This is a genomic window from Syntrophothermus sp. (assembly GCF_013314835.1).
Lineage (GTDB): Bacteria > Bacillota > Syntrophomonadia > Syntrophomonadales > Syntrophothermaceae > Syntrophothermus > Syntrophothermus lipocalidus.
On record NZ_JABUEX010000014.1, the window covers coordinates 1 to 15,292 of the forward strand.

At 52.0% G+C, this 15,292-nt stretch carries 17 protein-coding genes, 4 tRNA genes and 1 riboswitch; of the genes, 1 reads left to right on the forward strand and 20 read right to left on the reverse strand.

Going from position 1 to position 15,292, the window contains the following annotated elements; all coding sequences use genetic code 11:
• On the forward strand, positions 1-180 hold a 180-nt coding region (locus HPY90_RS06110; protein ID WP_287192411.1), incomplete at its 5' end, for a hypothetical protein.
• A 12-nt stretch (positions 181-192) separates the two neighbouring features.
• Here HPY90_RS06110 and HPY90_RS06115 read toward each other — a convergent pair.
• The 20 genes from HPY90_RS06115 to HPY90_RS06210 all read right to left on the reverse strand — a co-directional run bounded on the left by HPY90_RS06115 (position 193) and on the right by HPY90_RS06210 (position 15,065).
• Positions 193-600 (reverse strand): PIN domain-containing protein, encoded by a 408-nt coding sequence (locus HPY90_RS06115; protein WP_287192415.1) that lies wholly within the window; start codon positions 598-600, stop codon positions 193-195.
• Positions 590-853: a hypothetical protein gene (locus HPY90_RS06120; RefSeq protein WP_013176154.1), complete on the reverse strand. Its 264-nt coding sequence runs from the start codon at positions 851-853 to the stop codon at positions 590-592. The genes HPY90_RS06115 and HPY90_RS06120 overlap by 11 nt, the downstream gene beginning before the upstream one ends.
• 624 nt (positions 854-1,477) lie before the next feature.
• Positions 1,478-1,554, reverse strand: a tRNA-His gene (locus HPY90_RS06125).
• 135 nt (positions 1,555-1,689) lie between these two features.
• Positions 1,690-1,766 (reverse strand) — tRNA-Arg (locus HPY90_RS06130).
• A 9-nt stretch (positions 1,767-1,775) separates the two neighbouring features.
• Positions 1,776-1,849, reverse strand: a tRNA-Gly gene (locus HPY90_RS06135).
• 202 nt (positions 1,850-2,051) lie between these two features.
• Positions 2,052-3,782: a dynamin family protein gene (locus tag HPY90_RS06140; protein WP_287192422.1), complete on the reverse strand. Its 1,731-nt coding sequence runs from the start codon at positions 3,780-3,782 to the stop codon at positions 2,052-2,054.
• 63 nt (positions 3,783-3,845) lie between these two features.
• Positions 3,846-3,914, reverse strand: a riboswitch (Fluoride riboswitch).
• Between the two features lie 144 nt (positions 3,915-4,058).
• Positions 4,059-4,135, reverse strand: a tRNA-Pro gene (locus HPY90_RS06145).
• 62 nt (positions 4,136-4,197) lie between these two features.
• Positions 4,198-4,674, reverse strand: coding sequence for a metallophosphoesterase family protein (locus HPY90_RS06150; protein ID WP_287192425.1), 477 nt, complete (start codon positions 4,672-4,674; stop codon positions 4,198-4,200).
• A gap of 1 nt (position 4,675) precedes the next feature.
• Positions 4,676-5,281: an XTP/dITP diphosphatase gene (locus HPY90_RS06155; RefSeq protein WP_287192427.1), complete on the reverse strand. Its 606-nt coding sequence runs from the start codon at positions 5,279-5,281 to the stop codon at positions 4,676-4,678.
• 1 nt (position 5,282) lies between these two features.
• Positions 5,283-6,008, reverse strand: a complete 726-nt coding sequence (gene rph, locus HPY90_RS06160; RefSeq protein ID WP_287192430.1) for a ribonuclease PH — start codon at positions 6,006-6,008, stop codon at positions 5,283-5,285.
• A gap of 48 nt (positions 6,009-6,056) precedes the next feature.
• On the reverse strand, positions 6,057-6,605 hold the full coding sequence (locus HPY90_RS06165) for a Fe-S-containing hydro-lyase (protein ID WP_287192433.1): 549 nt from the start codon (positions 6,603-6,605) through the stop codon (positions 6,057-6,059).
• Between the two features lie 11 nt (positions 6,606-6,616).
• Positions 6,617-7,459: a fumarate hydratase gene (locus tag HPY90_RS06170; protein WP_287192435.1), complete on the reverse strand. Its 843-nt coding sequence runs from the start codon at positions 7,457-7,459 to the stop codon at positions 6,617-6,619.
• Between the two features lie 75 nt (positions 7,460-7,534).
• A complete protein-coding gene (locus HPY90_RS06175) occupies positions 7,535-8,224 on the reverse strand; it encodes an MBL fold metallo-hydrolase (RefSeq protein ID WP_353733642.1) in 690 nt (229 codons plus the stop codon).
• Between the two features lie 52 nt (positions 8,225-8,276).
• Positions 8,277-9,032, reverse strand: a complete 756-nt coding sequence (locus HPY90_RS06180) for an acyl-CoA dehydratase activase (protein ID WP_287192437.1) — start codon at positions 9,030-9,032, stop codon at positions 8,277-8,279.
• Positions 9,033-9,075: 43 nt separating this feature from the next.
• Entirely contained in the window at positions 9,076-10,071 is a 996-nt protein-coding gene (locus HPY90_RS06185; RefSeq protein ID WP_287192440.1) for a 2-hydroxyacyl-CoA dehydratase family protein, read from the reverse strand.
• On the reverse strand, positions 10,059-10,880 hold the full coding sequence (gene murI, locus HPY90_RS06190; RefSeq protein WP_287192443.1) for a glutamate racemase: 822 nt from the start codon (positions 10,878-10,880) through the stop codon (positions 10,059-10,061). Before murI ends, HPY90_RS06185 begins: the two co-directional genes overlap by 13 nt.
• 202 nt (positions 10,881-11,082) lie before the next feature.
• Positions 11,083-11,667: a GerMN domain-containing protein gene (locus HPY90_RS06195; protein ID WP_287192446.1), complete on the reverse strand. Its 585-nt coding sequence runs from the start codon at positions 11,665-11,667 to the stop codon at positions 11,083-11,085.
• A gap of 154 nt (positions 11,668-11,821) precedes the next feature.
• Entirely contained in the window at positions 11,822-13,585 is a 1,764-nt protein-coding gene (locus HPY90_RS06200) for a vWA domain-containing protein (protein WP_013176207.1), read from the reverse strand.
• A 12-nt stretch (positions 13,586-13,597) separates the two neighbouring features.
• Positions 13,598-14,800, reverse strand: a complete 1,203-nt coding sequence (locus HPY90_RS06205) for a magnesium chelatase ATPase subunit I (protein ID WP_287192450.1) — start codon at positions 14,798-14,800, stop codon at positions 13,598-13,600.
• Between the two features lie 34 nt (positions 14,801-14,834).
• Entirely contained in the window at positions 14,835-15,065 is a 231-nt protein-coding gene (locus HPY90_RS06210) for a C2 domain-containing protein (RefSeq protein ID WP_013176209.1), read from the reverse strand.
• Positions 15,066-15,292 lie beyond the last annotated feature (227 nt).

Below are 15,292 nucleotides of genomic sequence, written 5' to 3' on the forward strand. Positions count from 1 at the left end.
GGCTTCCTTCAGCACCCACCTGCGGCGGGTACCCGGCGTCACCGCGAACACCCTTGCCTTAGGCTAACGGCTACTGCTACCTTCACCGCTCGGGACTTCCACCCTATAGCCAGCGCCCATGCCGGGCACACAAGCAGAAAACTCCTGCGCTTCTTGCGAAACGCAGGAGTCCGTACTTAGCGCTTGTGAAACTCAACCATTTTCCCAACTATCGACCAAACACAAGATTTCCGCTGTGGTTAAGGTTTTTATTTCCTTTAACTCGACCAAGTCATTATCGTTCGTCCACACCGGACAGTTCAGAGCGAGGGCCAAAGCCACAAGGTCCGCATCATCAGGGTCTCGCCTTCCGATCAGTTCCAAGGCCGTCGGGACCTGCTGCAGATAAGCCTCTTTCTCCACAACTTCCAGCTTCAACAGAGAAAACACCGCTTCCATGACGTTTCTGCTCAAACTCCTCCTTTTAGCCAGGACCGGGATATATTCTCTTACTTCGCCAACCACTCTGTCAGTCGTGACGAGTTTTAACTCTTTAGCCTCAATGAATACCCTGATCGCCTTTCCGCCTATCAGCGCCGAAAGGATTACGTTAGCGTCCACGGCGATCTTTCCTGAAAGCCGCAAAGTCCTCCAGCACCTCTTTCTCTGTTATCCCTTTTTTCTCCCGCTCTCCGGCAATCCTTTCCGCTAAAGCCTTGAGCGCTGCCCTCCGAACCTCGTCTTCAAGGCTTATATCCTCCCAAGGGATAAATATTCCCGCCGGTTTGCTTCCTCGGAAAACCATTACGGCCTCTTTCTTGCGCATAAACTCACTGGTGCGGGCTTTGAAGTCCCTGACGCTTACAAATTCCATTGTAGTCACCTCCGTAGTTACATTATACTACGGCTGCAGGCAGAGGTGAATTTCCAAACAGGAAGGCCTCTGATTCGGAATGGGATACATTAAGTTTCTTTCTCTTCCTCCGGCCTGATGGCTTCAGCCACCCGGGAGCGTATCAGGGTCTGGTAGGTATGTCTTTCTTTTCGGCTATTCTCTTGACGGCCTCCAGCTAGCAATCCCGGAGCCGGAGCGTAATCCGTTTAATCTTGCGCCGTTTGGCGACCATATCGGTCAGTTATGGATCTACCTCCACCTGAACGGGCCCCATCTAGTTCCAGTGATCGCGCAAGCTGTGGGCATCCCAGAATTCAGCTTCTTCCTCTCTGATCTTGAATTCAGCCACGGCAGGTCTTTATACCATCCTAAGACCCCCTTTTTCAGGGGGATAGCCGGCCAACGGTACCCGTCGAGAATATGTTAAACAAAAAAGCTAAGCTATTAGCCTAGCGTTATTACTTCTTCCTGTTTAACACTTTGATTACAACCCTGGAAGGAATACTTTATATGTCGGCATTCCTGAAAGGAAGAGGTTCCGCCCTCCATTATTTTACAAATCGCCTCAAATGCCGAATTATCAAGGGTTTTCAGAAAGAAACTTGGGGTGGGCGATGGGACTCGAACCCACGACCCCCAGAGCCACAATCTGGTGCTCTAGCCGACTGAGCTACGCCCACCATGCGGTCGTTGAAAAGTCTTCAGACTGATCTTTCATGCCTTCATTAGGGTTACCCCAAAGGCTGCCGTCTAATGACATCGGACTCATGTACTTTTCGCTTTGTGCCGATAAACACAAGGCCGAAATTTAGCTATGGCGTCCCTGGAGGGATTCGAACCCCCGACCTACGGATTAGAAGTCCGTTGCTCTATCCTGCTGAGCTACAGGGACCATAACGCATGGAGCGGGTGATGGGAATCGAACCCACGCAACCAGCTTGGAAGGCTGGGGCTCTACCATTGAGCTACACCCGCTTGCGCTTTCTTATTATACTTGGTTTGCCCCAGCTTTGCAACGGTCTGTACTAGTTCATGTTATCGATCTGTGATATTGTCACCTTATAATAGTTCAGTGAAAATGTCTCCATGAAAGAAAACAGTCACACGTATACCTGTTCCGGTATGGCTAATTAGCGAAATCGGCAGCGAACTCTTGAGTCAAAATTTACCCTTATTTCTAACTAGCCGCTCGCTTCAATTCAGCAAGATAAGCGTGGATCTTTTCTATGTGTTTCTCGATTTCCGCTTTGCGTTCCACGGCATCCTGCTCTCCTTTACCCTTGATTTCCACGGCCTGTTCTATACTGGCGTTTACCGCCTGTTTGGCCCGCTCAGTCTCCTCCTTCAGAAGCGACTTCAAAGCCAAAGCCGACTGTCGCAGGCGGTTCAAGAAATCATACCGGATGCGGCCGTAATTCCGGTCTACATCCTGGGGAATGTCCTTGGCCATTCCTTGCCAGATTATACGGTTAAGGAGCCGGCGAGGGAGCAACCCCGAGAACGTCCTGGGCGAGATCTCAAGCATCAACGGGTCTAGGCCCACTTTGTAGTAGAACTCTGACCTCCCCGTGACGTCCACCCTGAACCTCTCCCCCGTGTAATCGATTCCGAAAACCTCGCAGGCCTTACCTAAAATTCGCGATATAATGTCGTCGAGCCTCGACAGGAAGCGGTTCTGGGCCTCTTCGAATTCCCGCGCCACCTCTTTATCCGTTTCCTGCCTCCATCTTTCAAAAACCGAGGTGAGATTGGTCAGGGCTTCTTGTTCGATAGCTTTGATAAAAAACCTGGTTTTTAAACCCTGATTCTGCTGGTACCAGTTCTCCAACATCAAAGCCAAGGTCTTTTCTAACGACGACCTGTCTTTTTCAAACTTTTTGTCCAGATCCTCAAGTATTCTCTCCACCTCGCCGTCCAGGAGCACGGCCACATCCCGAGTTTCCCTGTCGACTATTCTCAAAAACTCGGCATAGCTGGCTATCTTTGCCCGCAGTTCTTCTACCGGCAATTCGAGGGCCTGCCGTTCCACCCTAAGCGAGGTCGACACCTGCAACAGGAGGTTGCCCAGTTTGTTCCGCAATGCCACCTCCAGCAATCGGTCCCGGTGCGTATAAAAGTAACCCAGTACGGCTTCTTCGAGCACCGCAAAACCGCTTTCCTCCAGTTTCTGCGGGTCTTGGGCTACCTGCGCCTCCAAGGCCATAAGAGCGGATAAAGGATACACGTCAACCGACTGCCCAAGCTCCTTTTCCAAGGCCGCGCGGGTAAAATCCACGAGCCGCTTCACGTCATGGTCGGAATAGAAGTCAGTCTTGTTTAGAACAAAGTAGATCATGGGAACCTGCTCGCGAACATCGCGCAGGTATCTGATCTCCTCGACTGCTACCGGTGTATCGACCGAGAAGACAAATAAGGCAGCATCGATATGGGGCAGGTATCCGTAAGCCGTCTGGGTGTTATGTTCAAAAATGGAACCTACGCCGGGGGTATCGACCAGCCGGATACCCCGGCCGAGAAGCCGTGAGGGAAAGGTTATGTGGGCTATCGCTACCTGCTTTTCGTTGTTGGGATTTCTCTCTTCGGTGATGTAATCTGCCAGCTCCCCTACCGTCACTTCCCGGCGCAGGCCGTTTTTGTGGATAATTGTGACTGTCGGTTCAGCCCCGTACTCGACAACCGTTATGACCGAAGTGGCGGGGGTCACTGCCATCGGCAGCACCGGCTGCCCCAAAATCGCGTTGACGAGAGTAGACTTGCCCCGTTTCTGTTGTCCGAGGATGGCCAGGTTGAAGTAATCTTTCTTCATTTTCTCTTTTAGAGTTTCCAGCCCGGATGCGGTAGCACTGTCGATGTATGTCCGAATGCTTTCGAGGTATTCGATTGTCTCCGATAAGATGTTGGCCGACACCCGATCTTGCTCCCCTCTCTAAAAGAAATGAGCTTAAAAAACAGAAGCCCCTGTCTAGGTTGGTATTAGACAGGAGCTATTAGCCGGTGCCGTTTCGCTTAACGCGGGGTGAGCTCCATCACCCAAAACATGACCATACGGGAACCATCCCTCTGTCACGTTTCTCTCTATTATGATTCTCGTAAACACTCAACCCGAATTCTGTAGGGACCCTGCCTTCCTCAAATTTCTACATCGCTGAAATAAAGGTCTATCAAGGCTTCCTGGTTATCGAGCTGGTCGGGGCGACAGGATTTGAACCTGCGACCTTCTGATCCCAAATCAGACGCGCTCCCAAACTGCGCCACGCCCCGTAGCAAAAACTATTTTACCATACCTTTTCGTTGAGCGTCAAAAACTGTCCCTTATTTGCATGTTATCGGATCTTCACCAGGCGGGTTGTTATCCTGTCCTGGTCGATTTCGACTAAGGCATAAGTCCCGTACTGGTGAAGCCGGGGTAATGATGCACTTCCCGGATTCAAAAACCATATCCCTTCGATTTTCTCCCATCCCGGTTCGTGGGTATGCCCAAAAACTACAACGTCTGCCCCTGTCTCCTTGGCACGTAGCTTGAGGCTTATGAGATGGTTTTTGACCCTGTACAGATGACCATGTGTCAAAAGAAACCTGTAGCCTTCAATCTCAAACAAGTCTTCCGCTGGCTCGGACATCCCTATATCACAGTTACCTACAACCACTCGCGCGTGCACTCCAGAAAAGCGCGCCAACTCTAACCCGTCCTTATAGAAATCTCCCGTGTGCAGGAGAAGGTCTACTCCCTCCATCTTCCCTAGTTCTGCTTTCATCATATTGATGCGGCCATGCGTATCCCCGCAAACAACTATCCGCAACTCACTCTCCCTCCCATAAGGAAGCGAGTATGGCCCGTGCTCGCTCCAAAGCCCGTCCCCGGTGGCTGATGCGGTTTTTGACCTCGGGCGGCAGTTCTGCCATGGTTCGCCCGTACCCTTCTACGACAAACAGCGGGTCATACCCGAAACCCCAATCTCCCCGAGGTTCGTGGGCTATCTTTCCCTCGCAGGTCCCTTCGGCTAGGTGTACCTCACCCCAAGGAACGGCCACGGCAACAACACACCGAAACCTTGCACCCCGTTTTTCCTCAGGCACGCCCCTCATCAGGTCCATCAGTTTGGCGTTATTAGCAGCATCATCTCCGTGTTCCCCCGCAAACCGGGCCGAGTGCACGCCCGGGCTGCCCCCGAGGGCGTCAACTTCAAGCCCCGAATCGTCGGCTAGGGTAACCATTCCAGTCACTTCGGCTATAGTCCTCGCCTTTTTTATTGCGTTTTCAGCAAACGTTTCCCCGTCCTCTTCCACTTCGGGAACCTCCGGAAACTGTTCAAGGCTGAGCACTTCCACTCCCATGCCGTCCAGAAGCTGCTTCAACTCCTGCAACTTCTTGCCGTTACGTGTTGCTAGGACCAGCTTCCTTTCCATTTCACTTCTCAGCCCCTAAAACCGCCTTCTGCTTGGCGATGAGAATAGATATTCCCTTTTTAGCCAAGCGCAGCAGTTCGTCTAGCTCATCCTGGCTAAAAGGGTTGTTCTCGGCCGTTCCCTGGATCTCTACGAATTTTCCACTCCCGGTCATCACCACGTTCATGTCCACTTCGGCTTCTGAGTCTTCCCCGTACTCCAGGTCGAGCAGAGGAATGCCCCGCACTATGCCCACGCTGGTAGCAGCGACGTAATCGGTGACCGGTAGTCTTTCGATTATACCTGATTCTTTAAGTTTCTGCATAGCCAGGTAAAGGGCCACGAAAGCCCCGGTTATCGAAGCGGTTCGGGTTCCTCCGTCGGCCTGAATGACGTCGCAGTCGATCCAAACGGTCCTTTCGCCCAGCGCGGACATATCAACTACCGCCCGCAGGGCCCGCCCGATTAACCGCTGTATCTCTGAGGTCCTGCCGCTGACCCTGCCCCTGTTTACCTCCCGAGCAGTCCTGGTAGGGGTCGAGCCGGGCAACATCGAGTATTCGGCGGTCACCCAGCCAGTCCCGGTGCCTTTGAGAAAAGGCGGCACCTTGTCTTCAACCGAAGCCGTACATATTACCCGGGTGTCCCCGGTCTCGATCAGAACTGATCCGGGGGCGAACTTGGTGTATCCGGGAATTATGTTAATCGGCCGGGGTTCGTCGAAAGCCCGCCCGCTGGTTCTAGTCATACGAACTCCTCCTCAAGCGCAGGCTGGAACGCTTTTAAACCTCACGCGTCAAGCCCGGTTGAACCTCTGTTTCCCTATATGGTAAAGGTTTCCTCCACGGGAGTCAATGGCAACCACACAAGGCAACCCCTCGACTTCCAATCGTATGACTGCCTCCGGTCCCAACTCCGGGTAAGCGACCATTTCCGCCTTTTTGACCTTGCCCGCTAAATACGCTCCTGCTCCACCTATTGTTGCCAGGTACACAGCTCCATATTTCTGCATAGCATCGACTACCTCCGTGCCCCTATCCCCTTTCCCAATCATGGCTTTCATCCCGGCAGAGAGCAAATGCGGGGTGTAGGCATCCATGCGCCCGCTGGTGGTAGGTCCGCAGGAGCCGATTACTCTTCCCGGAGGAGCAGGACAAGGACCGGTGTAGTACACTATCTGTCCTTCCAGAGAAAAAGGCAGGCTTTCCCCTTTCTCCAGAGCCTTCACTATGAGCTGGTGAGCCGCATCACGGGCGGTGTAAACCGTGCCGCTCACCTTAACCAGATCTCCTACCCGCAGTCGGTTCACTGTCTCATTCGATAACGGTGCCTTTAATTCCAGCATCTTCTTGCCTCCTATAACCTGGTCGTACACCGCCGCATACAGTGACAGCCGAGACAAACTGCCACCGGCAGGCTGGCAATGTGGGTGGGGAAACACTCTATGGCCACAGCTAAAGCGGTAACCCGTCCCCCAAACCCCTGCGGGCCTATTCCCAGCCGGTTAATCTTTTCCAATAAGTCACCTTCCAGCCGGGCTAAACGTTCGTCCTGGTTCTTGACGTCCAAGGGCCGGAATAAGGCCTTTTTAGCCAGCTGGGCTGCCTTCTCCATATTCCCGCCCAGCCCTATCCCCACAATGACCGGGGGGCACGGGTTAGGCCCTGCTTGTTCTACGGTCTCGAGTACAAATCTTTCGACACCAGGCCAGCCGTCACTCGGTTTGAGCATGGCTAGTCTACCCATGTTCTCACTACCTGCGCCTTTCGGCATGGCCTCTAGTTCCAGCCCATCCCCATCTATGACCTCGATGCTGATGATGGCCGGGGTATTATCTCCCGTGTTCCGGCGGTAGATGGGATCATCTACCACCGACGCCCGAAAGAATCCTTCCCGATACCCCTTGGCCACTCCTCGGTTGATAGCCGCCAGCAGATTCCCTCCAGTTATATGTATTTCCTGTCCGAGCTTGACGTTTACCGCTAACTGTCCCGTGTCCTGGCACAAGGCCAGCCCCTCCGAACGCGCAAGCTCGGCGTTCTTCAGAATTATCTCCAGACAGCTTCTCCCGATGTCCGATTCCTCTACCTGGCAGGCTCTTTCTAAAGCCTCGTACACATCACGGGGCAGCTGAGTGTTGGCCCTGATTACCAAGTCGGCTACCGCCGCTTCTATATCTTGACAGTCTACTTCCCTCACCCGTTTCCCACCCTTTTACCATTTTGACCAATCTTTACAGACGCAGACAAAAACAAAAGTATAGCATGCACAAATTCAAATCTCTACCTTCAGCCCTTCACGGGCGAGGACCAGTTCCCCCGAATACTCGGATCTTGCCTCGGCTTCGATCTCTTTGAGGTCATATTCGGGCCAAAAATGAGTCAAAACCAGCTTCTTGGCTCTGCACCAGTTTGCCCACCGACCGGTTTCCTTGGCCGTGAGATGCTTGGCCTTGCGGGCGTACTCCCGGTCTCGATCCAGGATACTCGCTTCTGCCAGCAAAACATCTGCTCCAGCAGCTGCCCCCAAGCTCTCCTCGACGTAATCGGTATCCCCTGAATAAACCAGGCGGCGGCCTCTCTGATCCTCGGCCACTATCATATACCCCGGCATGGTGTGAAGAACAGGCACGAAACTAAGTTTGATATCTCGCACCTCAACCAGGCAGGCGATAGGCTCCACCTTAAACTCTTCGGTGCTGTACCAGTAGTTGAACATATCTACCGGCTGGGCCGGAACCAGCAGTCGTAACGGCTCCGACCGCTGCCCCAGCATCTTGGTCGCACGCAAAGCGTGACGAAAAGCATAAAGGTCCACGTAATGGTCAGGATGAAAATGGCTGATAACCACCAGGTCCAGATGCTTGAAGTCCTGGTATTTCTGGAGAACTGAAAAAACGGAATGCCCGCACTCTAAAAGCACGGTCGCCTTTTCAGTTCTTATCTTATTAGGTAACCTGGACAGGCCTCACCGGCCCGGGGATACGGTGCCCAGCACCCCAAAATCGTTAATTCCATTACACCCTCCTCCTGTAAATACAGCATCCTATGGCCCCGTTGTATTGGGGTTCCGGTACCTGAATGACTTGGCAACCGGTTTCTCTGGCCATTATTCGGCCCAGAGCCTGATTGAGAGCCCCCCCGCCTGATAATACTAACACCTCGCTCTTGAGCTTGCGTATCATCGGAGCCAGCTTGCGGTAAACCGCGTAGTTCACACCTGCTGCCAGCCTGGGTGCAGGGCACCCGGTTACTATGTGCCCTATGACCTCGGTCTCTCCGAAAATAGCACAGGTAGAATTCAAGTGAACCGGATCCTGGTCGTATCTTCCCAATTCTTCTAGCTCCATACCCAGGATTCCCGCCATGTGTTCCAGATAACGACCCGACCCGGCAGCGCACCGGTCATTGGTAAGAAAATCGACCGCTTGCCCGCTTCTTATCTGTACCACCTTGGTATCCTGACCTCCGATATCCACCAGGGTAAAATTGGAGAAACCAGTACTGTGGCAAGCTCCCAAAACATGAGCCTGAATCTCGGGAATCTGTTCCGCCCCTTCCACTGTCACTGCAAGTTTCCCGTAGCCGGTGGCTACAAGTTCCCCGTACACATCGAAGCCCAGTTCTGCCAGATCAAGACTCAGCCGTCCCTCCCCTACCAAGCCGAAGCGCCGGTAGAAGGCAATCGTGTCGAATGACTGCTTCTTAACAACCTTACCGTCCGCCATCTGGACTATCTTGATATTGCGCGAACCTAAATCAATACCTACCATTTTAGCCACTTCCCGGTTCTCGAGCCCAACACCGTTCCACCTCTCATTTATTACCCTTAACGGAAGCCAACATCCTCAAGAACGCCTCTACCCGCATACGTGTGTGGGCATCTAGATAACCCGGCTTGTCTCCCTCCAATGTAAGGAACGGTTTCTTGATACGGGAGCGGAATATGATGTCTTCGATCTGGCGAAAACAAAAGGTCTGAACATAGTGGATAACCCCGTCTACGTTTCTTTTCTCGATCTCGACCAGAATATCATCTAGGCGAGCAAAAGCCCCGTAGGGATAAGTATAGAGCAGGTACTGTTCCACCAAATCCGTAGCGTTAAAAGGCATTGCAAACTGCCGCTGGATCTCGTTGTACACCACTCTGGCCCCTTGACTCTCCAGGTACTGGTAAAGGTCTTTCACTATGGGCGGCACCCCTATGTAGGCCAGCCGAATTTCTTGCCGAAATGGTGCCCGTGACTTAACCTCATCCACGAATCTTTCCAGTTCGCGGGTAAAAGCCTCCGGATCCTGGTTAAAATCTGTAGCACTAACCTGATAGTAATGGTTCTCAAAACCGCTGACCAGGTTGTGCTTCCAGGTGAGCTCGTCCAGTTCTCGTAAAAGCTCCCTCGTACCTGCCAGTTCCTGTCTTACCTCTTCCACCTGTTCCCAGGTTACACCCATCTCCTGCCTTAGTTTTTCCATCTGAAGTCTAAGCATGTCCGGGTCCCGATCAAAAGGATAAGCAAACGGAATAGTCTTGATCCCCTGCATCACTAGAGTCTCGACCAGAGCTTGGGTATTGCTACAGTCCCCCTGCATCACTGCCACCAGAGCCTCCATGTCCGGCAGTTGCAGGGCGACCGAGTAGATGCCCTTTATCCACCCGCAAATATTGCGCGGATACCCTTCTTCCTCAGCCTGGTCTACCAGTTCTTGGGGACGATCCGCGTTTATGAAGAGATTATTCAGGTCGACCGGAACCTTGCCCGCCGCCAGAATCATCTCCACCGGTATAGTCGTAGTAAAACCTATCCTTCCCATATTCCCCGCTCCAGTTTCAACGTCGTCACCTTTCGGATATCGATCTCGGGTAACAGTTTCCCCACCCGGAAAAAAGATTCGCTGGAACCGGTAGCAAAAAACCGGTATTGGGGGCTGGTAGTCCCCGGGTTGTCCAATCCCCGTTCCAACAGCGTCGCTCTTAGCCGGCTAGCCGTTTCTTCCGCCGGATCCACCAAGCGTACCCCTTTGCCCATTACTTTTTGAATAACAGGTATCAAGAAAGGGTAATGAGTGCAGCCGATGACCAGCGTGTCTACCCCTTGCCGGCGCAACGGTTGCAAGTACTCGTTCGCCACCTCTTCTACCTCGTCCCCCTCTAGGACCCCCTGCTCGACCAAAGGCACGAAACGGGGACAGGCCACTTCATAAACCGAAATCCCCGGAGATAGAGCTTTGATATGTCTGGTATAGGCCCCGGTCTTCACCGTAGCCTCCGTGGCAATGACCCCGACTCTGCCATTACGGGTGACTGCTGCCGCGTTGGCAGCTCCAGGTACTATTACGTCGATTACCGGTACTGGGCACATGTCTCTTAAAATCGGTATCGATACCGACGAACTGGTGTTGCATGCTGCCACTACCGCTTTTGCTCCTTGGTTAATCAAAAAATCGATTATGTTCTTGCCTAGCCGAATCAGTTCTTGGGGCGGCTTCCCACCGTAAGGTACGTTTGCCGTATCACCGATGTATATTATGTTCTCGCAGGGCAACCTCTTGATTATCTCCTTTACCACCGTAAGACCGCCCACGCCGGAGTCAAAAACCCCGACGGGCTGTGCACGTTCCAACTAATACACCTCTTCTCAAAACCTGTCTCCTGTTTAAAAATGTCATTTCATAAACTCAGTATACGCATAAACATGCCAGTAAATAATTTAGCACTTTTCGCGCTTACATTCTACCCTACAAGTCAATAACCCATGTTTTGCTAGTTATTCTAAGTTCGGATAATCATGGAAATAAGCAGTCCACCGAGCTTTTGGTTCTTAATCAAGCTTTCAATGGTCGAGAAATGTCTACTCCTCCGGCCAGGGTGTCTACATAATCCCCTTCTACCATAAACCTAACGTCTTTTACAGAGGGAAACTGGCAAAGGGTCTTCACCACCGCGTCGACGGCCAGCTGTTCCGGCTTCCCCGGAGTTACTGTCGTAATCTCCCGACTGAAATTGACGATGCACAGCCCGTCAGGCTTGATGTTGATGTCCAAAAGCTTGGTTCCTTCAGGCAAAGGACAGATCAGGTTCGGGTTTTGAGGCCCTGCCAGCAAGGCCTCGATGGTTTTCCTAGCGATGCCTTCCTCCTTTGGAATATCCCGCTTTTCCGCCTCCAGGCCTTTACCGTCCTTACGAGCGAAGTACAGTTCAACCGTTATGCGTTCTTTCGTTAATTCTTTTATGTTAGCGGTACGATTGGACTTAACAGCGGTTGACGAAGCCTCCTTCCCCTCCTCCACCGGTACCTTAATCCACTCCCGCCAAGATTTGAGCCTGGTATCTTCGGTCAACCAGCACCCGCTACTAAAGCAAGCGATGTATAACAGCACAACCACCAGCCACCAGCGTCTGCTTCTCATGTTCCATCCCCTCCCCACCCTTCTCCTAAGATACTATGTACAAGCCAGTGTTTTTATTCCGCCCCGGCAACAGGCAAAAAAAGAAGCGCCCTCAAGGCGCTCACAGTTATGAAGGAGGAGTCATTAAAGCAAACCTAGTTTGCCTAATGCTGAGTTACAAAATCCCAGTAGCTTCAGTAACCCTTTTTTCGTACTTGACTATGTTTATCAGGGAATCCCGGTTGAGGTCGTCCACGATATACAGGGTTCCCCGTGCTTGCTTGGCTACATCTCGCAAAAATACCTTATTCGACTCAAGTCCGATACAAACGAACTTTATACCCGCTTCAGCCACCTTACGGGCGGCTTCCAATGCGTCGCTCTTGGCATCAAAACTCCACAACGGGAAGTTGGGCATACCGTCCGTTATCAGTATCAGGAGCGGGTTGTGCACCCGAGAAGACCTTATCAACTCCACACTGGTAAATATACCATCCGCCATGGGAGTCAGGCCCCCCGGTCGGATGCGAGCCAATCCCTTGGACAACACCTTTTGATTCCGTGTAAAAGGTACCGCTACCGTGGCACTCATCTCTTGGAAAGTGACAACCGCTACCTTTTCCCTGCCGGTCAAGAGCAAGTGCTCTGCCAGGTAACACGCCGCTTGCCTCTTATCCCCGGCCATGCTGGCACTCGCATCGATCAAGAGGCAAACGTCTATGGGAACGTAAGACTTCCGGTCGTACACGTGCAGGTCCTCTTTGTGTATAGTCAACCGGTTTTCTCCCCGCAGGAGACTGCTCTTCTTGGCCTGTACAACCGTTTCCGGCACCGCCAGGTCTCCGGACCAGGTTCCATCCTCTACCTTGACCGTTTTGTTACGGTTGGTGAAATAGACCTGGGACGGCTTGTAATCGCTTTTGCCTATCTTCTGGTATCTCCTGGCTACCGAAGAGGTGTGCCGGATATTGCGCCTGATCTCGGCCTCCAGTTCGCACCGATGCTTGAGCAGAAAATCTTTGAGCTGGCGTCCCTCCTTGGTCAAGACCGGACCCAAAAGTCCGTTTTTAATCAAGCCCAGCTGTTGCAATTGGTCCAGGTAGTGGTCTACATCTCCCCACTTCCGCCTTTGCTCGTCCTGGCTTTTACGCTTAAGTATATTAGCGGTACAGCTTTCAAGGAATTCCTCAACCTCTTCAAGGTTAGCAAATTTTTCAGCAAGTTTCAATATCAATTGGTTCTGATTTTCACGAATTAGTATCTGGCTATATTCGCCCTTGGCCTTTTTCCACGGTAACACGATGTATCCTGCAAAATTGTCCGGCTTTTGTTTTTCGTTACCATGAGATATCTTTTTCACCTTAGCCAGCCGCAATCCAGACTTCACCACTGCCTCTTCTGCAGCTTCAGCTACCGGGAGGACCACACCGTACCGGTCGGATGTCAGTCTAGCCAACAGGTGAACGTGATTCAGTTTTTCTTCTTCCTCCGAAACCGGCCCCACCTCTCCTTGGAAAAGGTCATACACCACTCCTTTTCCGCTTCGAGTAGTAACCTCGATCCGCAACGCATAGTCTAGAACGTTTTTAAACTTCTCTTCCTCCATGAAATTAAGATTCGGGTTCTCTTCCACCAGGTAGTTTTCAATTGCCCAGAATATTTCCTTGGCTACCGCTCTAGCGTCTACTACCCCAGGTTCATGGAACACGTCGATGTGTACGACCTGGTCAGAGTCAACGTAGTTGAGATAGGTACGGCCTGCATCCCTGTTCACCAATATGCGCACATTGCCTTTTTTGCCTGGAACCACGGCATGAGCCTTTCGACTGACCACCGTACTTTCTCCCAACCTGACTCCCTGTTCCTGCCCAAAATAGATGGAAAGATAGTTGCCGACGACACTCGATTTATCAAAGGCTGCATGTTTATCAGTTACCACAGGAACCACCCCCTAAAAATCGCTGGGGTTCAGTGCCTTTTCGGTTGCGATCAATTCACTCCTGCTGATATCTCTAAGTCTTCGGGCTCCTGGCTCAAAAAGCTCTTCGTTCGATTCTCGACCCGTCTTACCCTTTTCCCTCTTGTCCCGCAGGCTCAAGATGCTTTCTTTGGGAGACCTCGACTCCAGACTGTTCATTATCTTGACCAAGGTATCCCCGTCTACCCTGTGCTTGAGTCCCAGCGGGATCATCTCGATCACGTCAGCAACCGTAACTTGGTTCCGTTTTTTCAGGATGCTGTGTAAAATAGCTCCTTGTTGGATGGCCTCAACCGCCCGCAGGCTTTCCAGGTTGTGTTTAACGTACACCCTGGCGATGAAGTTGCGGACAAAGTCTGGTACATCTGCTTCGGCGTAACGCGCCGCCATTTCAATTATTCTTTGCCTGTATTCCTGGTTGGCCGATTCCAACTCTTCTTGGTTGATGCCTGTCTTCATAGCCCTCGAGTTCTGCAACATCTGGGAGACCACTTCTACCGACCCCGGCCTCCCCATGTAATAAACCATGTCAAACCGGTCCGAGAGTTGCCGCCTGACCTCCTCCAACGGTCCCGGCTCCTCGTCCGGGTTGGAGGCGGCCCATACCGACACCGTGATGGATATCTCCACCACCGGCAGCCCCGCTTCTTCGATCTGCAGGCGGCCTGGTTTGTTCCCCATCACGTCCAGCAGGATATCCGTTATCTCGGGCGAGGTATCGGCCAAACGGTTGATCTCGTCGATAAAGATGATGCCCCGGTGAGCCTGAGGTATAATGCCTGGCAAAAGCGCTGCTTGAGGATGGTTCTGATCCGTGATCTTTGCCAAATCGATACTTCCTGCGACCGTACCCACCTTGGCCGAATGCGATATTTCCAAAAACGGCATCGGTATTTCTTCTACTCCAATGGCCTCGATTTCGGTCGGAGTTAAATCCCTGTGCATTGGACAGTGCGGAGCTTGGGGGTCACAGTTGTAAATACAACCTTTAATCCGCTTGATCGGAGGAAGGATATCTCTGGCCGCCCGCATAATGGTTGTCTTACCGGTTCCACGCAGTCCTTCTGCATGAAGGTGGAAAGGTTCTCCGCAGTAGGTAGAGATTACGGACATTTCTACCAAATCAAACAGGGTCCGGTTCCCATCGTGTCTGGCAAGTTTCAGGTATGGTTTCATAAAACATCACTCCATTCCTCTGCCCCGCGGCACGTCACAGGTACTGGAACACCGTGTAAATAACCCCGGTCACCAACGCCCCCAGGAAGAGGTAGATACCCAGTTGCAGAATGTCGACCGAATACCCCATGACCACATCGACATCGTAGACCGTAACCTCTTCCTCTTCTCCCTCGCTGTCCACGATCTCAAAATCATCGTGATATCTTTCTTCTTCCCACAATTTCTTTACTGCCGCTCCATCATACAACCCCCTGTCACTCATGATTAACACCTCCTGTCAACCGACCGTCCTTTTCACCGTTCCGACTCTATCTCTAGTTACATCATAATACATTTTGTTATTGTTTTCACTATCTCCATTACTATTTGGTCTCGAAACAGGTATGGTTAGCTTTTTCTTTACGATATTTCTATAAATCGAGCGGTACGACCGGCCAGCGGAAAGGCAATGATAAGACCCAGCGTTCAGAAACCTCTATATTACCAAAC